Genomic DNA, 25,897 nt, shown 5'->3' with positions numbered 1-25,897 from the left:
TATTACTTCACGAAGCTTGCCGGGAGTGTGAACTGCTTGAGGAACGGCCAGCCGATGCTTGCGTCACCGTAGTCGTGGCCGCCACCCTGCTTGGTGCAGAGCACGACCTTCACGCCGTCCTGGCAGTTGGAGTATTCGTCACAGCCGTTGGAGTTCTTGCTCGGGGAGCCCGTGCAGCCATTCTTCTCTGCCCAGAACTTGAAGGTGCCTTCGGCGCCGAGGAAGTTCAGGCCGTCGTTGAATCCGCTATCGCCGCCCTGGTACTTGCAGACAGGGTCATTCGTGCCGCGGAAGTTGATGACAGAGATAGGACGAGACATCTTGCACTGTGCACTGTTGGTCTTGTTCAAGTCCATAGCTGCCGGAGCGACTGCAGCAAAGACATCGGACATCATGCAAGCCACGTGATTGCTCATACCGCCACCCATCGAGAAACCGGTTGCGTAGATACGCTGCGGGTCGATACAGGCGATTTCTTTGAGCTTATCAATCATTGCGTAAGAGAACTTGACGTCGTCGTCGTTAGAGCAGCAGGGACCGACGTTCCAGCCGTTACCCATTCCACCCGGTTTGCTGGTGCCGTCCGGGTAAAGCGTGATTACGCCTTCGGGGTCAGTCTTGGCCTTGTACGGAGAACTTCCGAATTCGCCATTGCCGGAACCGCCAATCGGGTGGTAGTCAATAACGAGCGGTACGGGCTTGTCGCCCTTGTAGGCACTCGGAATGTGCATAATAAAGGTGCGCTGCTTGCCATCAACGGTCACGGACATGTTTTGCTTATCTCCGACCTTTGCAGTCTTGCCGGAGCAATCGACTACGATAGGTTCGTCGCTGCCGATGTTGCTGGAGGACTTCGGCTGTTCAACAGAGCTAGAAGATTTCGGCGGTTCAACAGCTTCAGAGCTGGAAGATTCCACGGCCGAGGGCCTTACCATCTCGATGGTCACACCGGTTTCGACTTCAGCCTGCATCTGGTAAGCCAGGTTTGCATAGCCGTCCAACGCGAACTGGAGCATCGGCAACAGGTCGCCTTCTTTCTTGAGTGCCTTTACGCCCTTGCTGGTCACCATGTAGGTAGCCTTGTCGCTATCGGCATTGACGCGGATGAACTTGGCGCCGCGGGCGAGCTTGCCAAAGTTGAGAGTGACGATACCTTGGACGTGCCCGGGGTTGCTCTGTGCAAGGACCTTGCCCAGGGCGTCAATCACGGAAACCTTGAGGTTGTTGGCGTCCGCATTGTAGATGGTGAGCATGCCACCTTCCATGTGGATAGCCATGTTGGCAACCTTCGAGGTAGGCAGGGCGTCTGTGCCGCCGCTGAGGCTGAACGTGCCATCTTCTGCGGAGGTCGTTTCGTAGCCACCGAAATTGAAGGTGTTGATTTTTACGCCCGAAAGCAGTCTGCCGGATACCTTGGATTTTACAACCCCGTCGATACTCCAGGCGAACGCCAGGCTACTAGACAATGCCAATCCACTGGCAATGCCCAAAAGTTTGGGAAAATGCATATTTGACTCCTTTTTTTCCCAAACACCACATACATTCCATAGACAAATTTAATCTTTCGGCCTTGCGGGTAGGTGTTTTTTCTTTTGTAAAGATTTGGTTGTTTACATTTTGGTAACGGCAAATTTCGCTAAAAAAGCCATTTTTGCAAAAGGGTCATTTTTGTTGGGGCGATTAATCCCATTTTTTTTGTAAAAATCGCCATTTTGTGTCATGGCGAAAATGTAGGAGTTTGGGGCAACGCTTGAGTGTAAACTTTTGATTGTGGATAAAACGTCAATGGAATAGGTGTGCCGGTGTGAGATTTTCGTAATCTGAGGAGATATCTTTAGATTAGGCCGGTATTGGTGAGTCGGCCATAACACATAAGGGATGTGGTTATGAAAAATATTCTCTCAACGGCAACGAAGGTTGCTGCTGTCGCTCTTGCAGCGTCCTCTTTCTCCTTCGCGGGTCCCGGCATTGCCGATGGTGCGGCGAAGTTCGTGGGTAACATTACTCAGTCAAACACGGCTCCTGGTCCTAACGACCAATTTACCAAGCTGTGGAACCAGGCTACCGCCGAAAACGGTTGTAAGTGGGGTTCCATCGAAGGTACTCGCGGTCGCTACAACTGGGCCGGTTGCGACGCGGCCTACAACTGGGCAAAGAACAATGGCGGTCACTTTAAGTTCCACGCCCTCCTTTGGGGCGGCCAGTATCCTGGCTGGCTCGAAAGCCTGAGCGTTGAAGATACCAAGAAGGCGATTACCGACTGGTTCGACGCCGTCAAGAATCATTACCCCGATATCGAGATGATCGACGTGGCCAACGAGGCTATCCGTACTGGCAACAATCAGTATCATTCTGGTTATACCAGAACCAAGATTATTCCTGCACTGGGTGGCGACAACGGCGATTACGCCTTCTTGACGACCGCTTTCAAGATGGCCCGCGAACGTTGGCCCAAGGCTATCCTCATCTATAACGACTATAACACCATCCAGTGGCATGTGGACCAGGGCATTAATCTGATCAACACCATCCGGAAGAATGGCGCTCCTGTTGATGCTTATGGCCTCCAGGCTCACGACTTGATGAGTGACGGTGGTCAGGCTGGCGGTACTGGCGGCGGCGGCGTCTGCATGAATTACAATAATTTCGTTGCTACCATGCAGAAGATCCATAAGGAAACTAATAATTTCCCGGTTCTCATCTCTGAATATGACGTCCCGTCTACTGACGATGGCATCCAGAAGCAGTGCTATCAGGAACAGGTCAAGTACTGGATGGAAGACCCCCATGTTGCAGGAATCACCATTTGGGGGTGGGTCTACGGTCAGACCTGGCTTAACTGTAATGGTAAGGCGAACGGTTGCTCTGGTCTTGTGAGAAATGGTCAGGATCGTCCGGCTCTGACATGGATGAAGGAATATCTGGCTTCCAACAAGGGCGTGAACACTACCGGCCTCAAGACTGGCGTGCTCACTCCGGTCGAACCTGTGCCGCGCAAGTTGTTCAAGGGTTCTGCATTCGAAATCCCGGGCAAGATCGAGGCCGAAGACTTCGATATTTCCGGTGTCGGCGAAACTAACGGCGTGAGCAACGTCTCTTACAGCGAAGGTGATATCGAAAACCACGGCGACGTGAAGGATTACCGCAAGGACACGACGGGTGTGGACCTCTACAAGAAGGCTACCGGCATCATCGTGGGCTACAACAGCGAAGGCGACTGGCTCGAATACACGGTCAACGTGAAGGAAGCGGGCGACTACACCATGTTCGCTGCCGTGGCTGCTGCCGGTTCTACCTCCAGCTTCCAGCTTTCTCTCGATGGCAAGGCCCTTACCGATGTCATCAGCGTTCCGGCTGCCAAGCAGGGCGAGGAGAACTACGACGACTATAACAAGGTTTCTGCCAACGTTTCCCTCACTGCGGGGACGCATATCCTCCGCATGACGGTAACCGGCTCCTGGTTTGACGTGGACTACTTCACCTTCGTGAAGGGCAAGAATGCGACCGACCCCGAACCGATCGTGTCTGAAGAACCGGGCGACGATAATCCGGGTGAAGGTACGACGGTTATTGGCCAGAACATCAACTACAACCCGAACGCAATCCAGCACTACTTCGTGTTTGACATGCACGGCGTCAATATGGGTGTCATGAGTGCCTACGGTTTCGACGGTGCCGCGGAAATCCTCCGTACCTCCGCCGACGTGAAGTCCTCGGGGGTGTACCTGCTGCGCAACCGCTTTACCGGCGAAATGCAGAAGGTCCGTGTAATCAAGTAAAACATCAAAAATTCGCGAAATTTTGCAAAAAAGAGCAGATTCCGGGATTCTCCGGAACCTGCCTTTTGGGGTGTTATGGACATTTTGTCAATGGGAAATGTCTATAAACGGGAGAAAAAGTGCTGTTTTGAGGATAATTTAATGTCCAGATGGTTATAAAACCAAAGGATGTGGATATGAAAAAGATTCTCTCAACAGCAACGAAGGTCGTGGCGCTCGCTCTTGCAGCGTCCACTCTCTCGTTTGGCGTCGGCTTGGCAGAAAACGCTTCCAAGTTCGTCGGAAACATCACCACTCGCGGTCAGGTGCGTTCGGACTTCGGTCAGTACTGGAACCAGATTACTGCTGAAAACGAATGCAAGTGGGCCTCTATCGAAGGTTCCCGTGGCAACCGCAATTTCAGCGGTTGTAAGGCGGCCTATAACTGGGCAAAGCAGAACGGCGGCTACTTCAAGTTCCACGCACTGCTTTGGGGCTCGCAGTATCCGAACTGGCTCGAAAGCCTGAGCGTTGACGATACCAAGAAGGCCATCATGGACTGGTTCGATGCCGTCAAGCAGAATTTCCCCGAACTTGACATGATTGACGTGGTGAACGAGGCTATCCGTACGGGTAATAACCAGTACCACTCCAACTACCCGAAGACCAAGATTATCCAGGCTATGGGTGGCGATAACAATGGTGACTACACGTTTATTGTAAATGCGTTCAAGGAAGCCAGGAAGCGCTGGCCGGATGCCGTCCTGATTTACAACGACTACAATACTGTCCAGTGGCAGAAGAACGAAGGTATCCAGCTTATCCAGACCATCAAGAAAGCCGGTGCCCCGGTTGATGCCTATGGCCTTCAGGCTCACGATATGCAGGTCGGTGGCGGTGGAAACAACGGAACCGGTGCCAATGGTTCCTGCTTGGCTCTGAGCACGCTCAAGAGTGCTATTGAAGAAATCTGGAACAAGACCCAGATTCCGATGTTCATCTCCGAATATGACATCGCCAGTAACGATGACCAGGACCAGAAGAATTGTTACGAACAGCAGATTTCCTACTTCATGGAAAATGAACACATCGCAGGTATCACCATCTGGGGTTATATCTACGGTGCAACCTGGACCTCTGGCGGTAACTCTGGCATTATCAGGGATGGTCAGGACAGGCCTGCCATGACTTGGCTCAAGTCCTACCTGCCGTCTCACCCGGGTAACAACACTACGGGCTTGCTGAACAGCACGCCGGTCGATCCCGAACCGCAGACTCCGTTCAAGGGCCAGCCGTTCGATCTGTCCGCCAAGATTGAAGCAGAGGACTTCGACGTTCCGGGCAAGGGTCGTAACGAAGATGGTACGAACAACAACTCCTACTCTGTTACCGGTGAATGCAGCGATACCTGGAATACGGAATACAGAAAGGGTACGACTGTAAGCATTGGTGAAAAGAACGGTGGTCTTGTTCTCGGCTGCAATCCGACAGGAAACTCTTTCGAGTACACAATCAACGTTGCCGAGGGTGGTACGTTTGATGTTACTGCAATGGTCGCTGCAGACGGTGACGGCGCATTGGTGTTCAAGGTTGGCGACAAGGTCGTGTCTGATTCTCTGAAATACAGCGGCTCTTCATGGACTGATTTTGACAAGGTTTCTGGTTCCATTACCCTTGAAAAGGGTCAACAGATTCTCACGTTGGAAGTTGCCAAGGGCTACATCGACGTTGACTGGTTCCAGATTTCGAAGGCTGGCGAAGGTCCGGGCACGGGCCCGGGTACGGACGCTATCGCTCGTACGGTGAAGTACGACCCGAATGCCCTCCAGGATTACTTCGTGTTCGACATGCACGGTGCTAACCTGGGTGTGCTGAGCGCCTACGGCTTCGATGCGGCTTCCACGATTCTCAAGTCCTCTAGCTACGTGAAGTCTTCCGGCGTGTACGTGCTCCGCAACCGCTTCACGGGCGAAATGCAGAGGGTTCGCGTTACCCGCTAATCGCAAACAAAAAGGTTTAGCATTTTAGAGACGGGTCTCGAAACGAAAGTTTCGGGATCCGTTTCTTTTATTCCTATGGATAATCTATCCATAGAAACATCTTCCCGACATGCTTTTTTGGGCGTTTTTCAAGATAATTTTGGAGTATAGACAATAAATAAGGATGTGGTGTATGAAAAAGCTTTCCCTTTCTCTTGCTGTCGCTGCCATCGCTGGCCTTGTAACCGTGGCGAATGCCGCATTGGCCGATGGTGGCGCAAAATTCCTGGGCAATATTACTACGGGTGGCCAGATCCGTAGCGACTTTGCTCAATACTGGAATCAGATTACTCCCGAAAATGGCTGTAAGTGGGGGTCCATCCATTCCCTTTCTAACGGCAACAGCGGTACAAGCAAGTTCGCCTGGGACAACTTCGACAAGTGCGAAAGCGCCTACAAGTGGGCCAAGGAAAAGCCCGGTGAGCGTCACTTCAAGTTCCATGCCCTCGTTTGGGGTTCTCAGTACCCGAACTTCCTCTGCAAGAAAAAGAATCCGAGCATCACGGTAGAAAAGACCAAGCAGTACATCACCGAATGGTTCGATGCCGTTGCGGCCAAGTTCCCGGACCTCGAATACATCGACGTGGTGAACGAAGCCATTTGGGCCGGTGACAACTACCACTCCGGTTACGGCAAGCCTGCTGCAGGTGCCGAAGGCCACAGCACCGACGATACGGAATGCGGTGGCTCCTACATTATCGAGGCCCTCGGTGGCGACCGTGTGGTGAATGGCAAGCACCAGTACGACTTTATCACGAACGCCTTCAAGATGGCCCGCGAACGTTGGCCGAAGGCTGTGCTTATCTATAACGACTATAACACGCTTTCCTGGCAGATCAACGAAGGTATCGAACTCATCCAGACCATCCTCAAGAATGGCGCTCCGGTCGATGCTTACGGCCAGCAGGCTCACGACTGCAAGGGCATGAGCAAGAACGATTTCGAAAGCAAGATGACTCGAATCCATAACGAGACGGGCCTCCCGCTCCTGGTTTCGGAATACGATATCGGCGAAGCCGACGATACCAAGCAGAAAAATGACTATGCAAACCAGGTTCCCTTCATGTGGGAAACTCCTTGGGTCGCGGGCATCACCATCTGGGGTTACATCAACGGCTCTACTTGGGTGGCAAACACCGGCCTTATCGAAAAGGATGGCCGCAAGCGCGCTTCCATGAACTGGCTCGAAGACTACTTCGCGAAGAACCTCAACAAGGGCCAGAATGAAGTGACCTTCACGCCGGTCGAGCCCGAACCGCAGCTTCCGTTCAAGGGCCAGCCGATTGCGCTCCCGGGCAAGGTGGAAGCCGAAGATTTCGATATCCCGGGCGTGGGCGTCAATGAAGACGGCACGAGCAACCAGTCCTATAGCGACGATTCCGAAAATCACGGCGATAGCGACTACCGCAAGGATACGGGTGTCGACCTGTACAAGAAGGCGACCGGCGTGATCGTGGGCTACAACAGCGAAGGCGACTGGCTCGAATGGACCGTGAACGTGAAGGAAGCGGGCGACTACACGATGTTTGCTGCCGTGGCTGCCGCAGGTTCTACCTCCAGTTTCCAGCTCTCCCTCGATGGCAAGGCCCTCACCGACGTGATTACGGTTCCTGCGGCCAAGTCCGGCGAAGAGAACTACGATGACTACAACAAGGTCAGCGCCAACGTGACCCTCCCGGAAGGCACGCATATCCTCCGCATGGACGTGACCGGCGCCTGGTTCGATGTGGACTACTTCACCTTCGTGAAGGGCAAGGACGCGACCGACCCCGAACCGATTATCGGTGAAGACGACCCGGGTACGACCTCCATTGCTAACGTGAATTTTGATGCGGGCAAGCTCCAGGACTACTACGTGTTCGACCAGAACGGCGTACGCCTCGGCCTGATGAGCGCCTACGGGTTTAACGCCGCAGCCGATATGCTCCGCTCTTCCAGCATGGTGAAGACTTCCGGCGTGTACTACCTGCGCAACCGCTTTACCGGCGCAATGCAGAGCGTCCGCGTGACCCGCTAAGGCAAAAGAGAAATCCTAATCCATACACCCAATGCCCCGAAACTTGTTTTCGGGGCATTTTTGGTGGTGACGCTTTTTCTATCTTTACTTTTGTATGAATACGAAGATTTATTACACGCTTACTGATGAGTCGCCGTTCCTGGCGACTCAATCCCTGCTCCCCATCGTTCGCGGTTTTGCAAAGGCCGCCGATATCGATGTGAAAACCAAGAACATCTCCCTGCCGGGCCGCATTCTGGCCGCCTTCGGCAAGGCGAGCGACGACCTAGACTTTTTGGGTAAGCTTACGCTTGAACCGGACGCGAACATCATCAAGCTCCCGAATATTTCGGCTTCTGTGCCGCAGCTCAAGGCCGCCATCGCCGAACTGCAGAAGAACGGCTTTGACGTGCCCGACTATCCGGATGCTCCAGCGAACGACGAAGAGAAGGCAATCCGAGCCAAGTACGACAAGGTGAAGGGTTCCGCCGTGAACCCGGTGCTCCGCCAGGGCAACTCTGACCGTCGCGCCCCCAAGGCAGTGAAGAACTTCGCCCGCAACAACCCACACAGCAATGGCAACTGGAACACTTCTGTAAAGACGCATGTGGCAAGCATGCAGGCCGACGACTTTTACGGAAACGAAAAGTCCATCACCATGGCTGACGCCGACACGTTCAAGATTGAATTTGTCAATGAAGCGGGCGAAGTCACAGAACTCCGCGCCGCAAAGCCGCTCCTGAAGGGTGAAATCATCGATGCGACCGTGATGCGCATGGCATCGCTCGAAAAGTTCATCGCCAATGCCATGGCCGAAGCGAAGGCGAAGGGCCTGCTGTTCTCGGTGCACCTGAAGGCTACCATGATGAAGGTCTCTGACCCGGTGCTGTTCGGTGCATTCGTGCGCGTGTTCTTCAAGGATGTATTCACGAAGTACGTCGACTTGTTCAAGGAACTGGGCATCGATGCCAACAACGGTCTGGGTGATTTGTACAAGCGCCTCGAAGGCAACGCGAAGGAAGCAGAAGTCAAGGCCGCTATCGATGCAGCGCTCGCTGCGGGTCCGGACCTCGCGATGGTCGATTCTGCCAAGGGCGTTACGAATTTGCATGTGCCGAGCGACGTGATTATCGACGCCTCGATGCCTGCGATGATCCGCAATTCCGGCTGCATGTGGAACAAGGAAGGCAAGCTGCAAGAGACAATCGCCTGCATTCCGGACCGCTGCTACGCCGGCATTTACGACGAAACGATTGAATTCTGCAAGCAGAACGGCGCGTTCGACCCGAAGACGATGGGAACTGTGCCGAACGTGGGCCTCATGGCCCAGGGCGCCGAAGAATACGGCAGCCACGACAAGACTTTCGTTGCAAAGGGCAAGGGCGTTATCCGCGCCGTGAACAGCAAGGGCGAAGTCCTTTTGCAGCAGAATGTAGAAGCGGGCGACATTTTCCGCATGTGCCAGGCCAAGGACGCTCCGGTGCGCGACTGGGTGAAGCTCGCCGTCACGCGCGCACGCCTCAGCAACACGCCCGCGATTTTCTGGCTGGACCCGGAACGCGCCCATGACCGCGAAATCCAGAAGAAGGTGGAAGCCTACTTGCCCAAACACGACTTGAACGGCCTCGACATCAAGATCATGAGCCCGCGCAAGGCTATTGTCGAAACGATGAAGCGCGCCAAGGCAGGCCTCGATACCATCGGCGTCACGGGCAACGTGATGCGCGACTACCTCACGGACCTTTTCCCGATTCTTGAAGTCGGAACATCAGCTAAGATGCTCAGCATCGTGCCCTTGATGGCAGGTGGCGGCCTCTACGAGACGGGTGCAGGTGGATCCGCCCCCAAGCAGGTGCAGCAGTTCCTCGCCGAAAACTACCTCCGCTGGGATTCCCTCGGCGAATACTTCGCACTGGTGCCCGCTTTTGAACAGGTCGCGCTGAAGGACGGCAACAAGAAGGCGAAAGTTCTCGCCGACACGCTGGACGAAGCGAACGGCAAGATTCTCGAATTCAACCGCACGCCGGCCCGCAAAATCGGCGAGCTGGACAACCGCGGCTCACACTTCTACTTGGCGCTCTACTGGTCCGAGGCTCTTGCCGCCCAGAAGGACGATGCGGAACTTGCCAAGAAGTTCGCCCCGGTGGCCGACGCATTGAAGGCCCGCGAAGCCGAAATTGTCGCCGCGTTTGCCGCCGAGCAGGGCAAACCCGCCGACATCGGTGGCTACTACCTGCCCAAGGCCGATCTCTTGAAGAAGTGGATGCGTCCGGTAGCGGAATTCAACGCCGTCATCGACGCGCTGTAGCCCACCCGCAAAAAAAATTATATGTTTAAGGCAGAGCATTCCCTTTGTGGGGCTGTTCTGCTTTTTCGTCGTAGAACCGGAGGCTTGAAATGAAAGTTTCGATCGGAAAGTCTTTGTTTGCATTTGCATGCATTTTCGCTGCATTCCTGCTTGTGGCGTGTACCTCGGACCTTTCGCCCGAAGCGATTGCGCCGGATGGTTTTACCTACAGCCAGGATGAGTACGATTCTCTCGTGGCGTCGGGCAAGATGGACAAGACCGGTCATGTGATAAAGTCCTCCGCCGCTACGAAGCAGTCCAGTTCCTCGGTTGCCACGAGCTCCGAAACTGGCGGAAGTTCCAGTTCTGAGGAAGGCAGTTCCTCTTCGGGCGCTGAAGATGCGTCCAGTTCCTCGGAAGATGACGACTGGATAGAATCCTCTTCGTCTGCGGAACCTGAAAGTTCCAGCGCCTACGAGGCCACCTTCGGCGAGAACAAGTCCATTGTCGCAAAAGAAGGCGTGCTGAGCATCGGTGTGGATGCCTTTGCCGATGTGGACGATGAATATGCGGAAGAATTGGAACAAGTTAAGGCGTCCATCGAGGATTCCGAAAAGCAGGCTCCCGAAGGTTACAGCGACTTTGGCCTGGAATCTACGACAAGCGAGTTCAACTACGAGGCATACATCGATAACGAGTTTTTCTGCCTTGATAAGGAAGGAAACTGGTCCGAAATTTCGCGCGCGAAGCTGGCGGAGTTCATCCCGCACTTCAAGAATGGTGCAGATTTAGGGCCGCTCGATGGCTTCAAGGTCAGTTTTGCGGATGCCTGCAAGGCTGTTTTTGCACGAAAAGACGCTGAATAGTTAGCTGATAACTCCGTCCATAATCCAACTTGGAATGCTCTATTCTGTGCGACAAAATGTTCAAAATTGTCATTTGAACGCGAAAAACGGCCTTTTTACAAAACCGAACCGATATGCACTTGTGATATAGTGCATATTTTTTTTGTAGTGCTCTCTTGAGCCCGGTCAAAAGGTCTTTTTTTTAATTATTTTAGGCAAAAAAAGGGAATTACGATGAAAACTGCAGTCCAATCCCATTTTATTTTGTTTGTATCGCTCCTGTTTTTGGCGGGTGTCGGCCAGTCGTTTGCTGCGTGGGACGGCAAGTCCATGGAAAAACCGGAAATCCAGAAGATTGACGGCAAGGACTTTTACCTTATCGCAAGTGAGGCGAACCTAGCGTGGTTTACCGATTCAATTTACCGCGCGGGTGGAACGGCTACGTTGAACGCGAAACTCACGAGGTCGCTGGATATGGGAGGCAAGCTCTTTATGCCGATTTCCGCGGGCATGGGGCGCAACCAGTTTGCCGGAACTATTGACGGTGACGGCTTTACCATATCGAACCTCTATATCGATGCGGGCAAGATTGCCGAAATCAAGAATCCTTTCTGTGACGCGTCGGTTGCGAATTGCAACGCCCAGAATGCTGCGTTTATTGCGGTCATGTCGGGTGGCGTGGTCAAGAACCTCAATTTCAATAACCTCTATATTACCGCATCGGCGAGTGCCGGCGAAATTCTCGGTGCCCAGCAGCCGGTTTCTGTCGGCGGCGTTGTCGCCTGGCAGAAAGGCGGCACTATTGAGGGCTGCACCGTTTCGGGCAAGATCCTTACGAGCGGAAACGGTAATGGTGTCGGCGGCATTGTCGGCAATGCCTGGAACGGGACAATCAAGAACAGCCTGAGCTCGGTTTCTATTTATGCCAGCGGAAACCAAACCTATATCGGCGGCATTGCCGGGTTCATTAGGGGTAAAAATGAAAATGATAAGGTGGCTGTTGAATCCTGCGCATACGATGGAACCGCCCTTGTCAATAGTGGAGACGGCAAGTTGGGCGGTATTGTCGGTAATTTCGAGTACGGCGTCTTGAATGTCGGTGCCGCTTACTTTGACAAGGATGTCGCTTCGGAAGGCGTTGGCAAAAAGACGGATTCGCTCGAGGTGGATGGCACGACGTTGGGTGAAGAAGAACTGAATGTCGGTAAGGTGACGTGCGCGTTGAATGGTGGCGAACTCAAAGATGGCGCCTGCAGCGAGGACGGAGTCTGGTCCGTGGGCGAGGTGCACCTGGTGGTGAACGGCGTGTCGCGTAACGAGAGCGGTGCGCTCATGTTCGAAGTCAAGTTCGATGCTAATGGCGGCGTGTTCCGTGATGGCGACAAGACGAGCAAGCTTTTGAAGGTCGGCGACAAGATTACGGCCACAGAAATTATTCCGCCGACCCGCGGCGATACCGTATTTGCGGGCTGGGCGCTTACAAGCGACGCCACGAAGCCGGATAGCGTGCTGGGTGTTGCCGACAAGGCGAAGACTGTTTATGCCGTGTGGAAGAAAATGTTCAAGGTGACCTTCGATGCAAACGGGAGCGCATTCCCGGGCGAGGGTGCCGTGAAGTCGATGTCCAAGCTGGTCGCGGAAGGCGAGGCAATCAGTGTGGATGGTATCGGCCTGCCGGAAAGCTATACGGCAGATGATGTGAAGTACTACTTCAAAGGCTGGGCGTTTGCGGCCGATGCAGAAGCGTCTCTGGCATCGCTCGGAGAGGTAAAGGGCGATACAACGTTGTATGCAGTGTGGACCGAGGCTCCGACCTGGACGGTAACGTTCGATGCTCGCGGGTTCGGAGTGAACGTCGCCTACGTGCAGGATGGCGAGAAGGTGGTACTGCCCGAAGCCCCGAAGGCTGCCGGCTACAAGTTTGTGGGCTGGTTTACCGATTCCTCGTTCGCGGAAGGTACGGAATTCGATACCAGCAAGGTGATTGAAGAAAACGTCGTGGTGTATGCCAAGTGGAAACTGCAGGAATATGATATCGTGTACCTTATGGGCTCGGGCGCGAACAACGAGGTGAACCCGGTTTCGTATAATGTTGAGACTCCGACCATCAAGTTGCGCCCGCCTACCAAGAAGGGTTACAATTTTGACGGCTGGTACTACGATGCCGACTTCGTGAATGCTGCGACCCAGATTACCGAGGGCTCTACAGGCAAGGTGAAGCTGTACGCCAAGTGGGAAGTGAAGACGTTCACGGTTACCTACATGGGTGGCGAATTCGCTCTGGAGATTGTCGAGCCGCAGGTCAAGGTGTTCGGCGATACGGTGAAGCTGAAAGATGCCGTGTTCACGCGCGAGGGCTACCTGCAGGATGGCTGGTCTACCGAAGATGGAGGCAAGGGCGTGTACAGGCTGGGCGTGGACTATGTGGCCGATGCCGACGTGGTGCTTTACCCGCACTGGCGGGTGGACCCGGATGCCATTCCCACTGTCGCGGGTTCGAGTGTTGCCCGCTTCAGTGTGGTGGCGCACGCGCGTTCGCTCGAAATTTCGGGTGTACGTGCCGGCTCCGGCGTAGTCGTGTACGATATGCGCGGGCATATCGTGGCGAAAGCTTCAGCAAGTGCGGGCACGTTCAGCATGGGAACGTTTGTGCCGGGAATGTACCTGGTTCGCGTGGGTAGCGACGCACAGCGCGTGCTAGTGCGGTAATACCTGCTTTTGTCATCCTCGCAAGCCCCGTCGTCATCCTCGCAAGCCCCGTCGTCATCCTCGCGAGCCCCGTCGTCATCCTCGCGTAGGCGAGGATCTATTAGAAGTTCTTGCTAAGTTTTAATTTAAAGTAACCTGCAATCTGTAGCGGATGGTTGAACGTGCCGTCCGCCATTTTCTTTTGCAGTTCTTCGTCGGAAAGCTCGAGAGACTCGATGTCCTCGGTGCTGTCGAAATGCGTTTCGCCGGATTTTACGACCCCGTCAATGAATACCACGTGAAATACGCCGCGGTGCCTGTCCGGATTCACGGGGAATGTCCCGATGAACCTGACTGTGTCATTCTGAGCGGACCCTGGAGCGCATGGCGCGATAGGGGTAGTCGAAGAATCTAGACCTGTTCGACTTGCCTTCGATGCTTTGCCTTTGTCATCCTCGCGTAGGCGAGGATCTATGCGATACCCGCATTCTTCCTGCAGTTCGCGGAGCGCGGCCTGTTCCGGCGTTTCGCCCTTGTCGATGATGCCTGCGGGGAATTCAAGCGCGATTTTTCCGGTGCCGTGGCGATACTGTTCTGTCATGACCCACTTGCCTCCTGCGGTACGTGCGAGAATCAGCACCCAGTCGGGTTGCCATAGCGTGTAGAAGTCGTCGATGACCTTGCCGTTCGGGAGTTCGCAGGTTTCCTTCGCGACCTTGAGCCAGGGGGCGTCTACCAGGTATTCCGTCTTGAGCAGTTTCCAGGGTTTCATAGTGCAAAATTTACAAATGTTTGACGGGAAGTCCGTTGACTTTCCTGTGAATTTTCTATTTATGAGTTAAGGAGGATGTGAAAGATGTCGAAATATAAAATGGCATGCAAATGGGGCGCTTTCCTTATTCTTTCCCTGTTTGTCGGCTGTAGCGACGATTCTTCCGGTGTTGGTCCGGGTTCAAACTATCCTGTGGCGAAATCTGCCGAGGATCTTGGTGCCTGTGGAGAAGAACAACAGGGCGATTCCGTCTACGTGTCGCGTGAAGATGCCTATCTCACTTGTCAGGACGGGTTCTGGATGATGTTTGAACCTATCGAGGGCAAGCCGAGCGGTTCCCGAGACAAGAATTCGAGTTCTGGAGAAAGTAGCAGTTCCGGTAAGAGTAATGCGGGTCCTTCTAGCTCGGAAAAAAAGTCGGGCACTACAAGTTCAAGTTCTGCACAGGTGAGCGCTGCTTCCACTACAACTTTGAATCTCTATGTTGCTGCAGACGACACTATGCCTTCCCTCGAGTACTTGCAGGAATGCAACAGTTCCCATGAAGGGCGCTACGTCTTTATAGCATCGCTGAACGGTTACATGAAATGTACCGATGAAAAATGGGTTGAATATACTCCGCCAAATGATGCTTCTCCATTTGTTCCGTGGACTTTGGATCCGGTTGACAAAGACGGCAAGTCGGACCTCGACAACTATTTTGAAATTCCCGATTCGCTAATGCAATACAGCAGCAGTAGCGCCTATTATTATGTCCGCAATGATTCGTCCATTGTAAATGCGGAGAAGGTTCTCGGCAAGTGTGACAACGAAAACGACGGTGCCATTGTGCAGGACACGGCAAGAACAATCCGTGTTTCTTACGACCACCTGTATTATTGCAAGAAGGGCGTCTGGTCGGGCGTCTCGAAAAAGGTTGCCGACACGCTGGGCTTCGGGGCGGGCACACAAGGTGCCTTTAAGGAGGGGCGCCTGAATGCACCGAAGAAGAACATGTCGGAATATTGCGATGCAACCCTGATGAATGCGACGCACCTTCTTTATATTTATGATGACGGGTGGAGAGTCGCTGATTCTACGGAAGTCTGTTTCAAGAAGGCCTGCTCGAAGAAGAATGTTGGCGCAACACTGGATTTTAAAGGCTATCCGTTTATTTGCCGTGGGAAAAATCAGTGGGAATACATGACCATCTATGAACGCCCTCGCGAAAATTATTTTAACGAAAGTATTGCGTATGGAACCATGACTGATGACCGCGACGGAAAGGAATACAAGACCGTAAAAGCGGGCGGATTAGTGTGGATGGCAGAAAACCTGAACTATGCAGGCGATGATTCGGAAGTGGGCAAGTGTTATGGCGACAACCCCAAGAATTGCGAAATCACGGGACGTTTTTACAGCTGGCTCGAAGCGATGCAGGTGGATTCGACGTATATGTCGAAAAAGATTACGGACACATTGAGCCATCAGGGACTATGCCCCGAAGGCTGGAGAATCCCGTCCCTTTCAAATTGGAGCGCCTCTTTTAAATTTGGCTTTACAAAGGCGCTGGCAAAAGATATTTGGGGGTATGTGGCCGATGGAACTTCAGTTACGTATCGTGATAGCTATAATGAGTCTGGTCTGACACTCTTGCCTAGTGGGGAGTACGGGACGGATGACTGGGTCCATCGAAGGGCAAAATTCTGCACAACATCGAGTTTAAGTAATACTCAGGCCTACTATGCGTTGGCGTACACCTATTCCGACGATAAACGTTCGGCGCTTACGTCGGGCTATGCGGAGAAGGATTTTTATTGTCACTTGCGCTGCATCAAGAAAATTGAAAGCGGGGAGGACTAATGAAGTTGGTGGTGAAATCTGTAACGGCCTTCCTGTTTGCCGTCCTGTGTCTCGGCTGTAGCGACGATGAATCTTTTGCCGAATTGTACGAGGCGGATGGCTCGTATGCAAAGAATGAATCTGACCTGAAAAAATATGAATGCAATCAAGACAGGAAGGGAATAGTCGTTTATTTGTCCGAAGAAAATGCTGCGATGATTTGCGATGGCGACGAATGGGAAGACTACGAGGACTGGCAGAAGGCGGATGAATCGTCTAGTTCGGATGAAGAGGACGGTTTTGAAGGCGTTTCCAGTTCCAGCAAGAAGTCAAGTTCAAGTACACGGTCGAGTTCCAGTACAAAAAGCAATTCGTCGAGCAGCGCAGGTACGGTGGCGGATTCTGTTTTGTCGTATGCAGATTTGCCCGATTGTGATTCTTCGTACCGTTTCAAGGTTATTTATGTCGAAGCCTTGAATCGCAACATGAAATGTACCTCAAAAAATGTTTGGCTCGAGCAAAATCTTGTTGAGATTAGAGATACGCTGACGTATTTTCCTGAATGCAATGCAGATTGGGAAGGTGCAGAATTCTACAATCGTAAAGAACGGGGCTCCTTTACTTGCAATGAAGGCGAATGGGTAGAAAGTTACAAATGGTTCCTTGGCGAAAGAGGTGATGGCAACTCGGCTGATATTTGGGATTCGGCATTGCTGGATCACGAAATTACAAGTGTCATCAAGGATGCCCGCGATTCGGTACTTGAAAAGTGTACCGGCGAAAAGGAAGGGAAATTCGTGCGGGATACGTCCATCGGGTTCTCTAAAAATGGCTATTATCGGTGTAGCGAAGGCCATTGGTTTGTCGTTCCCGATTCCGTTGCCGATACGGTTGGCCTCGAATCCCTAGGCGAAGGCTCTTTTGCTATTGCGCGTTTTTCTAAGGATACCGTGTGGTCTAGGCCCAATCTGCCGGCGGCGTGCCTTGTGAGCGGAACGCCGAAGGCAATTTATTACGTGTATGATGGTGGGGCATGGCGTCGCGCATCCTATATCGAGATGTGCCAGCTTCACCCCTGCCTGAAGGCAAACGAGGGCGACATCTATGAAATGCTTGGATTCAGGTTCCGCTGCGAGAATAGTGCTTGGGTGCAGGATTCGCTTTTCGATTATGATAAGGAAGATGTTTTCAACAAGAATTATGAATATGGCGTTTTGACAGACGACCGCGATGGGAAAAAATATAAGACAGTTGTCATCGACGGCAAAAAGTGGATGGCGGAAAACTTGAACTATTACGACGGATCGCGAAGCATGTATATCCAGAGCCGTTGCTATGTCAAGGATGGCGATGACTGCGGTATTGGGGGCAGAAACTATTCCTGGTCGGCTCTGATGGATCTCGATACGGTTTACGCCGATACTACTGTCCCGGATACCTTGATAAACCATCCGCACAGGGGAATTTGCCCTAGCGGGTGGCATGTTCCCGATACCAGCGAATGGAAGGCCCTTTTGAACGGCAATAGCGCGGCATCGCTTGCTTCAGATGTGGGTTGGATTCTGAATTGGGGTTCCGTTGCCGAAGGCCCTCTCAATACGACGGGATTTTCTGGCTTGCCTTTGGACTTTGGTGGGACTAGTTCCACGGCAAAGAAATGGTCTTTTTATATCCAAACGGCCCATGCAGAATTTTGCAGCGCTTCACAACTTGATTACAGGCGTGCATATACGGCGAATTTCTTTTTGGGTAGAACATTCGTGAGTAACTTGGCCAAGCGATCTGGCTGCTTTGTCAGATGTGTTCAGGATGGAGAATAGGGGAGGGAACGTATGAACAAGTTTGCTTTAATCATTTGCGCTTTATTTTTCTATGTCGGGCACGTTCTTGCGGAGCCTGTTCCTTGGCCGGTCAAGCCCGCAAAAACATTCTTTAAGCAGAGTGGAAACATCGTTCAAATTACGACGCCCGAAGAATTTGCCTTGATGGTGAAATATGCCACGGACTCGACGAAGTCGAACTATTATTTTACCTTGATGACCGATATTGTCATTAACGAAGGCGATGCCTCGACTTGGGGCAAGAATCCGCCTAAGTATAAATGGACTTCCGTAGGCGATACTACGAGGCCCGCAAAGCTTAGTTTGAATGGAAATGGCCATACCATCAGTGGTCTTTATGTGAATTCCGAAGACGATTTCCAAGGCCTGTTCGGTTACTTGGATGGTGGTGTTTACAACCTGAATATTGTCAATTCCTTTATCAAGGGACGAAACTTTGTTGGTTCCGCTGCAGGGGCTATGGCTTCGTCAGTACACAAAATTTTTGTTGATGCGATAGTCGAAGGAAACAATTATGTTGGAGGCGTTGTTGGGTATCCGGGGTACGCTTCCGATGCGGTAAGCGTCAATCAATGCATTTTTAAGGGATCCGTAAAGGGGCGTGGCCATGTTGGAGGAATCTTTGGCTATGGATCGATTTTTTATGGAGATGGTGGCGGAGTATCTGAATGCGACAACTACGGTTCCGTCTACGGAGGGCAGACGGTAGGCGGCATTGTTGGGGGCTTTTCTGTTGATGTGCCCGAATCGAGTGTCTATTTTACCAAATTGAGGAACTACGGAACTGTCTCGGGGAACAAATATGTGGGAGGGCTCGCCGGTTCGTTTGGTATCGGGAGGGATGGCGACATAAATGCGAAATACAATATCAGTTTGCTTAGGAACATGGGCGAAATCATTGGTGAGAGCTATGTGGGAGGCTTGATAGGTAATTATGGCGGTGGACAGGCGCATTATCTATTTGATCTGGAAGAGTCCTACAATGCCGGGAGAGTCAGTGGGGAGGGTTACCCGACAGCTTCCCTCTACAACTTCTCTCCGTATAGTTCCGACCGGAAAGATACGATTATCCGCTGCTTCAATTTTGCTGAAACATATTATCAAGGGACCTTGCTTGAAGAAAAGACAAAGATGAGTGAGATTGACAAGTATGCGGATTCCTTGGGGCCGAACTACCTGCCCGATACCGGCGATGTCAAGATAAATGGCGGGTATCCCATTTTACTTTCGGAATCTCGGGATTTCAAGTATCTTAAGGGCAGCGGTACAAAAAATGACCCGTTCCTGATATCGTCTTTTGACGACCTTTTGCTCTTTAACAAGCATTCAGGGGCCATTCGCTATAAGGATAAAGAGTATTATAAGCAGACTGCAGACATTGAATGGAACGCGCAAGAAAATTGGAAACCGATTCCGGTACAAGAAATCCATTATGATGGTGGCGGTCACAAGATTTCCAAGTTGCGCTCCTATTCGGAGAATGGTTGCGCTGCGTTTTTAGATGCGACCGATCAACCTGCATATGTGGACAACCTTGTTCTTGAGGATGTTGATATCAGGGGCGGGACTATGGCTGCCGGTGTCTTGTGTTCCGGGCCGCTGTATGCATCAAACATTAAAGTTTCGGGTAGCATTGCCGCCATGGACCGAGTCGGGAACGCCGGAGGAGTCATTGCCTTCATGTGGTATGGGTCCATTATTAATGTCGTGAACGAGGCCGATGTGTCTGCTGAGCTTTCGACTGGAATGGCGGGTGGGATTATGGGGCGTACCCGTTACGCCGGCGATAAACCGATTATTTGCAATGTCGTCAACAGGGGGACTATCCGGACGACGTTAAATGCTGGCGGAATTACCGGAAAGGGTGGCGTCATCATGAACGCCGACAATTACGGGAGTGTATTTGCGGATGGGCATGTAGGTGGAATATCGGGCCTCGCGACGGTGATTTCGAATTCCTTTAACCGCGGGGAAGTTGTAGGTGAGGGTGTTGTCGGTGGCGTCGCTGGCTCTGTCGAGCTTGCTTACGGAGTCTATAATGCGGGGCGAATTGTGACGGATTACCCTGAAGTTGTCGGAGCTGTTTTTGCAGAAATCGAAAGGTATTATGGAAAGTTGGATTCGGGGAGAACCGCAATCCAGTATGCCTATCATCAAAAAGACGGGTTCCCCTTTGCGGGTAAAATCGCTAGTGGGGCAGGAATAATGGATACGGCAAGCTTTACGCACGAAGAATTCATCGACAAGGATGTCGTCAAGGATATGAACCGGACTTTTGCCGCCGACGAAAAACATGTCAATGACGGCTATCCCGTTATTTCGTACGAGTTTGACGGCGAGGGCACTGCTGAAAAGCCCTTCCTTATCAAGGGGAAGGAAGATTTGGTGATGCTCTCTCGATTGTCTCTTGATTCAAACCGGTATGCTTTCTACACGGATAAAAACTATAGGCTGACGCAGGATATTGTTTTTGATTCCTCGGAAACATGGACACCGATAAGTGGTTGGAGAAGGGACTCGTTTAAGGGAGTCTTTGACGGAGATGGCCATGTTATTTCCAATTTGCTTGTGAATTTGGATCCTTCGGGATCGATCACTGAATCAAAGGCTGCGTTTATAGCCAATGCGTCGGGAGCGACAATCAAAAATCTGGGAATCAAGAATGCCAATATCAGGGGACGCTACGCCGCAGCGATTGTGGCGGATGCGGCTGACGTAAAGATTGTCAATTGTTGGAACGACCACTCGAATATCTATGGCGGATCGCGTGGTGGGGGAATTGTCGGTTCTGCGGAATCGTCCATACTTCTTGACAGGTGCTTTAATACCGGTACCATTGATGGTGAATATGACATAGGAGGGCTAATCGGAGAATTGAGTCTCAAAGAAAGATCCTACGTCCTGAATAGCTACCATCGCGGAAAACTGGCTAAAAAATCTTCAAGTGGTAAATATGCGTTTTATGGCTTTGTAAGATTAAGCCCGCTTTTGGTGCAGCAAAACCTTTATACTACGGATTCCCTGGCATCCAATGTATGTGCCGAATGCACGAATGACAACATCTATCATTTGAAAAGGAACGAGAAAGATTCAACGGGACTCTCGGAAAAGGAAATGAAATCCAGGGATTTTGCCGAAAGACTCGGTGAAGCCTTTGCGTACGATTCTCTTGGCTCGAACGACGGTTTCCCGATTTTGTCGGGGAAGGAAGTCCCCCTGCCGGTACTCCCGGAAGATACAGCCACGGCGGTGAAACCTGAAGTGCAAAAGAGCGGCAAACTCAACTTTACCGTTGCGGTCTTGAATCGGGATATCGTGCTGCAGGGCGAATTGCTTGGCAAGAAGGTTGCAGTGTTTGATGTCCGTGGTGCCAAGGTTTGGTCGGGCATGGCTCAGGCAAACGCGCTTTCGATTCCGATGGAAAAACCGGGAATTTACATCGTTCGCTACGGCAGAAGAACGTCGAAGATTGCGGTCCGTTAGGAAAAGACGGGACGGCTAGCCTTCCAGCTTGTTCTTCAGGTAGTGCCTTGCGGTCCACGTGAAATATAATATGTCGGCGATTACAAGTGCCACGGCGCAGGTGAAAAATACCTGCTGGTGCATGCCGAAATGCCCCGCCATCGAGCCACCCGCCAAAATGCCCGCTCCGATACCGATGTCCCAGCCGCTGAGGTACGTGCTGTTCGCGGTGCCGCGCTGGTCGTGGCGGGCGAGGTTCACGCACATCGTCTGGTAGCCCGGGAAAATTAGCCCGAGGCTCGTGCCAATCAGGAATGCCGATGCGAAGAAGGTGACGGGCGAGTGGCTAAAGGCGAGCAGGAAGTAGGCGACGATGTTGAGCGTCATGCCGGTGCCCACCAGGTGAATCAGGTAGCCGCGGTCAATCAGGCGCCCGGTCATAACGCGGTTCAAGATGAGCCCTGCCGCGATGAGCGCATAGAACCAGCCGGAACCTCCGATGCCCAGTTCCTTCGCGTAGAGCGCGATGTAGTTCGTGACGGGCCCGTAGGCGAACCCCACGAAGATGAAATTCACGAATTGCGGGATGGCGCGGGTGAGGAAGAACCTGTCGAGCGAAAGCGGCGCATGAGCCTTTTTCTCCTTGCGGGGAACGTTCAGGGTCTGCACGAGAACGAGCCCGATGATGCACAGCGCAATCGAGATGATAAACACGATGGTGTCCCCGAAGGCCTCGTACAGGAACATACCCGTCATCGGGCCGGTCGCGAACGCGAGATTCACGCTAATCCCGAAATAACCGATGCCTTCCCCGCGGCGGCTTGCGGGGAGCGCGTCGATGGCCACCGTGTTGCTCGCGGTACTCGAAATCCCGAAGAAGAGGCCGTGGGCAAAGCGCACTGCGGCAAGTATCGGCAGGAAGGCCACCGTCTTGTAGCCCAAGAAGCATGCGGTAAACGCGAAGAACGTCCAGAAGTACAGCGGCTTGCGGGAAAGCGTATCCACGAGGAAACCCGCGAAGGGCCTGCAGGCGAGTGCCCCGATGGTGTAGAGCGAGATGATGAACCCTGCGGTTGCGTTGTCGGTCTGGAACTTCTCGATAATGTAGAGCGGCAGAATCGGCAACAGCTGGTAAAAGCTGAAGAACAGCAAGAAGTTCGCGGCGGCGACCGTCACGAAGTTGCGTGTCCAGAGTGCAGGCTTTTTTTCCTCCACGCTTATTTCCTCTCGAGCATCACGATGGTTTCGAGGTGCGGGGTGCCGGGGAACAAATCGAGCGGCTGCACTTCGCGCACGCGGTAGCCGTAACGTTCCCATTCCTTGAGCGATGCGGGAATCTCGTCGGTGCCGCAGAAAATGTGGCACACGCGGATGGGTTTCCTCATCGCGAGCGCATGAATCACGCTGGGTTCGCAGCCCTTGCGGGGCGGGTCGAGCAGGATTTTTTCGGGCTCGTTCAATACCGGCTTCGGGAGGCGCGTCTGCACGAACATTTCGTCGATTTTGCCCGCGATAAAGCGGTAGTTTTTCTTCAGGTGCTTTGCGGAAGCCTTCGCGCAGTCGATGGACGGGCCTTCCCATTCCACGCCCAGCACGTCCTTGGCGGCTTCGCCGAGCGCAAAGCTGAACAGGCCGTAACCGCAGTACAGGTCCAGGAAGTGGTCTTCCTTGCCGAGGCTGAGCATGCGGCTCGCCGCCTTGATGAGGTTGTGAATCTGGCTCTCGTTAATCTGGCTGAATCCCGTGACGGGGTAGCGCAGGCTGAAGTGCCCGAGATTCAGGCTGAGTTCGCGCGGGCCGTAGAGCTGCTTGAAGTTCAGGCCTTCGGTGGGGCGCTTCGATTCCAGGTAGTAGTCCGATTCGGTCGTGTCCACGTAGGCGTGCGCCGCGGTCACGTGGAGCGGCGATTCCTTCAGTGCGTCCGAAATCAACTTGAGTTTACGTACGATGCTCGCGTCAATCTTCTTGATGTTGAAAATCACCACGCGGTACTGGTACGTGCCGCGGATGATAATCCAGTTGAGCGCGTAGGCGAGCGGCTTGTACGCGGGCGTAATCAGTTTCTCGAACAGGAAGTCGTAAATCTTGTTGTGCTCTTCGGGTTCGAGCATGGATTCCTGGCGGTCGAACTGCAGGTTGCCCGGTTGCATGTACACACGGCGCTTGCTCGTGGTGCGGTACCCGCGGGGCATGGGGCTCGCGATAACCTTCTGTGGGTTGCCGGCAAGGCGGTTCACGTCCCAGAATTCCTGGATAGCGTCGTTCTTGACCTTCAGTTCGTCCTTGTAGTCAAGCATGGCGAGCGATTCGCCGTGGAGTGAGTCAGCCTCCTTGGTGTAGCCCGGAATCTGGTGTGCGATGGCTTGTTCGAAAAACATAATTGCCTCCATGTCGGCCGTTTTTACAGAGGCAAATTTAGAAATTATTTATATTTAGACGAAAGGAGGACAATCATGATTTTCAATTTACACGCGAAACTCTTGGCTCTTTCTGCCGTAGCCCTGTTGGCGCTTTCCGCTTGCGACGACGAGAGCAGTTTTGCCCCGCGTGACGATGAACCCACCTCGTCGAGCAGTGAGAGCGTCACACCGCAGTCGAGCAGTAGCGAGACAAGTGTGTCCAGCAGCAGTTCTAAGGTCCCTGAGCCTGTCGAAGGGTCCAGCGTCGCTTCGAGCAGCTCCGCGCGTTCGTCATCCTCGGCGGAGCCTGCCCTGAGCTCAGCCGAAGGGGGCGAGGATCTGTCGAGCAGCAGTTCGGCGAAGTCTAGCAGTTCTGCAAAATCGAGCAGCAGTGCGAAATCGAGTTCCTCGTCGGTGTCGAGCAGCAGCGAGTATGTGCCGTTTGACCATTCGAAGACACTTGGATACCAAAAATTTGATGAAGATGGGTATAAGACATTCAGGGATCCGCGTAATGGCCGCAGTTATTACTACATAACGATAACTGGTACAGATACCGTGCATAAAGTAGCTTCTGTGACAGTAATGGCTGAGAACCTGAATATCGGTATCGATGTGCCTGGCAATCAGAACCAAAGTGACGATAACAATATAGAGCGCTATTGCTATAACAACGATACTACCAACTGCGATCAGTTCGGTGGACTTTACCAGTGGGCGGAGGCAATGCAGTTGCCGAGCCGCTGCAATACCGAGAGTTGCGCTGAACTTATTCAGGAAAATCACCAAGGAATCTGCCCTGATGGCTGGAGGCTGTTTAATTTTAACGACTATGTCATTGTCATAAATGCTGAATGGAATGATGATGGTGTCAAGGGAATGCGTTCCACATACGGTTTCAGCGGAACGAACTACAGTGGGTTCTCCCTAGTTGGCGCTGGATTAAGGGACCCTGAGGGAGGTGTGTTTAAATCCCTTAAAAAGGTTGCTTTCTGGTTTTACCCGCAAGAGCATAGTTACGATGTGACTGTATACGCAATGGGTGGCTATGTATCTGGCTCAAATGAGCGAGCTCCGCAACCAGATGATGGGGATTTAAAAACATATGGCTTCTCCGTCCGTTGCGTGAAGGTTGAATAATCACAAATTTTGACACAAAGTACAGCGCACCTGGAAGTGCGCTGTACTTTGTATATCCCAAATGGAATTTTTTTCAAATTCCACACAAAAAAGTTTTAACTAAAAAGGCGAAAATCATGTCCAAGAACGTCAAGTCCAACAACAAGAACACCAATAAGTCTGCTTTCAAGGCTAAAAAGTCCACCCGCAACAATTACAAGATCGAATCTCTCGAGCCTCGCTTGATGATGGATGCCTAGAAACATCTCCTTGCAGTTTAATTCTGTACCCGCGGTTCGTGAAGGCCGATGGGACTAACTAGTCACGAGGCTTTCGCAGTACCCGCTTCGAAACGTTCCCGCGATAAACAGTCTTTTCCCAGAGCCACTCTCGTGTTTCTTTGCGGAGAGGGGGGATTTACAAAGCGAACACTCGAACGAAGTGAATGTGTGAGTGTGTAAATCCGACCTCGAAGCAAACTCTTTAACGAAAAGCAGGTCTGGACCTGCTTGAAAAGATCCCCGCCTGCGCGGGGATGACATTCGGGTCTGGATCCTTCGACTCCACTGCGTTCCGCTCAGGATGACTCATGATCGGGGGTTTTAGGGGGCAGAGCCACCTAGGCGAGGGGGTGGCGGCCCTTCGGCAGGCTCAGGGACCTTTGTCACTGGGACTGGCGATGGAAGCCAGGGGGAGGCTTCCCCCACCAAGATGAAAAAAAACAAAAAAAGACCCCTCGAACGAGGGGTCCTAGAGCGGCGGACCGGGATCGAACCGGCAACCATTAGCTTGGAAGGCTAAGGCTCTACCATTGAGCTACCGCCGCAACAAGCCCAATTATACAAAAATCGGGCATTTTTTAAAGGGTTT

The 25,897-nt window shown here is 52.6% G+C and carries 15 protein-coding genes and 1 tRNA gene; 11 read left to right on the top strand and 5 right to left on the bottom strand.

Going from position 1 to position 25,897, the window contains the following annotated elements; translation table 11 throughout:
* Positions 1-2: 2 nt before the first annotated feature.
* Positions 3-1,508 (bottom strand): CE1 family esterase, encoded by a 1,506-nt coding sequence (locus tag BUB22_RS09875; protein ID WP_073114980.1) that lies wholly within the window; start codon positions 1,506-1,508, stop codon positions 3-5.
* A gap of 378 nt (positions 1,509-1,886) precedes the next feature.
* Between BUB22_RS09875 and BUB22_RS09870 the strand changes: the two genes are divergently transcribed.
* The 6 genes from BUB22_RS09870 to BUB22_RS09845 all read left to right on the top strand — a co-directional run bounded on the left by BUB22_RS09870 (position 1,887) and on the right by BUB22_RS09845 (position 13,634).
* Complete coding sequence (locus tag BUB22_RS09870; RefSeq protein WP_073114979.1) at positions 1,887-3,779, top strand: endo-1,4-beta-xylanase; 1,893 nt, start codon at positions 1,887-1,889, stop codon at positions 3,777-3,779.
* Positions 3,780-3,955: 176 nt separating this feature from the next.
* On the top strand, positions 3,956-5,758 hold the full coding sequence (locus BUB22_RS09865) for an endo-1,4-beta-xylanase (RefSeq protein WP_073114994.1): 1,803 nt from the start codon (positions 3,956-3,958) through the stop codon (positions 5,756-5,758).
* Positions 5,759-5,930: 172 nt separating this feature from the next.
* Positions 5,931-7,814 (top strand): cellulase family glycosylhydrolase, encoded by a 1,884-nt coding sequence (locus BUB22_RS09860; RefSeq protein WP_073114978.1) that lies wholly within the window; start codon positions 5,931-5,933, stop codon positions 7,812-7,814.
* Between the two features lie 94 nt (positions 7,815-7,908).
* Positions 7,909-10,101 carry an NADP-dependent isocitrate dehydrogenase gene (locus tag BUB22_RS09855; RefSeq protein ID WP_073114977.1) on the top strand — a complete coding sequence of 731 codons (2,193 nt, stop codon included), beginning with the start codon at positions 7,909-7,911 and terminating at the stop codon, positions 10,099-10,101.
* A gap of 89 nt (positions 10,102-10,190) precedes the next feature.
* Complete coding sequence (locus tag BUB22_RS09850; protein WP_073114976.1) at positions 10,191-10,946, top strand: hypothetical protein; 756 nt, start codon at positions 10,191-10,193, stop codon at positions 10,944-10,946.
* A 213-nt stretch (positions 10,947-11,159) separates the two neighbouring features.
* Positions 11,160-13,634 (top strand): InlB B-repeat-containing protein, encoded by a 2,475-nt coding sequence (locus BUB22_RS09845; protein ID WP_073114975.1) that lies wholly within the window; start codon positions 11,160-11,162, stop codon positions 13,632-13,634.
* A gap of 100 nt (positions 13,635-13,734) precedes the next feature.
* Here BUB22_RS09845 and BUB22_RS09840 read toward each other — a convergent pair whose 3' ends face one another.
* Entirely contained in the window at positions 13,735-14,385 is a 651-nt protein-coding gene (locus BUB22_RS09840; protein ID WP_073114974.1) for an NUDIX hydrolase, read from the bottom strand.
* An 84-nt stretch (positions 14,386-14,469) separates the two neighbouring features.
* Between BUB22_RS09840 and BUB22_RS09835 the strand changes: the two genes are divergently transcribed.
* The 3 genes from BUB22_RS09835 to BUB22_RS09825 are packed head-to-tail and all read left to right on the top strand — an operon-like array spanning position 14,470 to position 21,530.
* Complete coding sequence (locus BUB22_RS09835; RefSeq protein WP_083535492.1) at positions 14,470-16,227, top strand: FISUMP domain-containing protein; 1,758 nt, start codon at positions 14,470-14,472, stop codon at positions 16,225-16,227.
* Positions 16,227-18,026, top strand: coding sequence for an FISUMP domain-containing protein (locus BUB22_RS09830; protein WP_073114972.1), 1,800 nt, complete (start codon positions 16,227-16,229; stop codon positions 18,024-18,026). Before BUB22_RS09835 ends, BUB22_RS09830 begins: the two co-directional genes overlap by 1 nt.
* A 12-nt stretch (positions 18,027-18,038) precedes the next feature.
* Entirely contained in the window at positions 18,039-21,530 is a 3,492-nt protein-coding gene (locus BUB22_RS09825) for a hypothetical protein (RefSeq protein WP_073114971.1), read from the top strand.
* A 15-nt stretch (positions 21,531-21,545) separates the two neighbouring features.
* On the opposite strand, the gene BUB22_RS09820 is transcribed toward BUB22_RS09825, so the two are convergent.
* Entirely contained in the window at positions 21,546-22,724 is a 1,179-nt protein-coding gene (locus BUB22_RS09820) for an MFS transporter (protein ID WP_254794708.1), read from the bottom strand.
* A 2-nt stretch (positions 22,725-22,726) separates the two neighbouring features.
* The gene (locus BUB22_RS09815; RefSeq protein WP_073114992.1) at positions 22,727-23,887 is read right to left on the bottom strand and encodes a class I SAM-dependent RNA methyltransferase; all 1,161 of its coding nucleotides are present in this window, start codon (positions 23,885-23,887) and stop codon (positions 22,727-22,729) included.
* A gap of 75 nt (positions 23,888-23,962) precedes the next feature.
* Here BUB22_RS09815 and BUB22_RS09810 point away from each other — a divergent pair, with 75 nt between their 5' ends.
* Together BUB22_RS09810 and BUB22_RS16405 are read left to right on the top strand one after the other, a co-directional pair.
* Complete coding sequence (locus tag BUB22_RS09810; RefSeq protein ID WP_083535490.1) at positions 23,963-25,048, top strand: FISUMP domain-containing protein; 1,086 nt, start codon at positions 23,963-23,965, stop codon at positions 25,046-25,048.
* 116 nt (positions 25,049-25,164) lie between these two features.
* On the top strand, positions 25,165-25,287 hold the full coding sequence (locus BUB22_RS16405; protein ID WP_139258938.1) for an LEPR-XLL domain-containing protein: 123 nt from the start codon (positions 25,165-25,167) through the stop codon (positions 25,285-25,287).
* A 494-nt stretch (positions 25,288-25,781) separates the two neighbouring features.
* Here the strand turns inward: BUB22_RS16405 and BUB22_RS09805 are convergent.
* A tRNA-Gly gene (locus BUB22_RS09805) sits at positions 25,782-25,853 on the bottom strand.
* Between the last annotated feature and the right edge of the window lie 44 nt (positions 25,854-25,897).

The organism is Fibrobacter sp. UWCM (assembly GCF_900129735.1).
Classification (GTDB): domain Bacteria; phylum Fibrobacterota; class Fibrobacteria; order Fibrobacterales; family Fibrobacteraceae; genus Fibrobacter.
The sequence above is the reverse complement of the archived record's forward strand: the minus strand, read 5'-3'. Positions and strand labels throughout refer to the sequence as shown.

Bases quoted from the DNA above. Each gene is read 5' to 3' on its own strand.
- BUB22_RS09815 (WP_073114992.1), bottom strand. From the start codon at position 23,887: ATGTTTTTCGAACAAGCCATCGCACACCAGATTCCGGGCTACACCAAG.
- BUB22_RS09850 (WP_073114976.1), top strand. From the start codon at position 10,191: ATGAAAGTTTCGATCGGAAAGTCTTTGTTTGCATTTGCATGCATTTTC.
- BUB22_RS09830 (WP_073114972.1), top strand. From the start codon at position 16,227: ATGAAGTTGGTGGTGAAATCTGTAACGGCCTTCCTGTTTGCCGTCCTG.
- BUB22_RS09835 (WP_083535492.1), top strand. From the start codon at position 14,470: ATGTCGAAATATAAAATGGCATGCAAATGGGGCGCTTTCCTTATTCTT.
- BUB22_RS16405 (WP_139258938.1), top strand. From the start codon at position 25,165: ATGTCCAAGAACGTCAAGTCCAACAACAAGAACACCAATAAGTCTGCT.
- BUB22_RS09855 (WP_073114977.1), top strand. From the start codon at position 7,909: ATGAATACGAAGATTTATTACACGCTTACTGATGAGTCGCCGTTCCTG.
- BUB22_RS09845 (WP_073114975.1), top strand. From the start codon at position 11,160: ATGAAAACTGCAGTCCAATCCCATTTTATTTTGTTTGTATCGCTCCTG.
- BUB22_RS09870 (WP_073114979.1), top strand. From the start codon at position 1,887: ATGAAAAATATTCTCTCAACGGCAACGAAGGTTGCTGCTGTCGCTCTT.
- BUB22_RS09840 (WP_073114974.1), bottom strand. From the start codon at position 14,385: ATGAAACCCTGGAAACTGCTCAAGACGGAATACCTGGTAGACGCCCCC.
- BUB22_RS09825 (WP_073114971.1), top strand. From the start codon at position 18,039: ATGAACAAGTTTGCTTTAATCATTTGCGCTTTATTTTTCTATGTCGGG.
- BUB22_RS09860 (WP_073114978.1), top strand. From the start codon at position 5,931: ATGAAAAAGCTTTCCCTTTCTCTTGCTGTCGCTGCCATCGCTGGCCTT.
- BUB22_RS09875 (WP_073114980.1), bottom strand. From the start codon at position 1,508: ATGCATTTTCCCAAACTTTTGGGCATTGCCAGTGGATTGGCATTGTCT.
- BUB22_RS09865 (WP_073114994.1), top strand. From the start codon at position 3,956: ATGAAAAAGATTCTCTCAACAGCAACGAAGGTCGTGGCGCTCGCTCTT.
- BUB22_RS09810 (WP_083535490.1), top strand. From the start codon at position 23,963: ATGATTTTCAATTTACACGCGAAACTCTTGGCTCTTTCTGCCGTAGCC.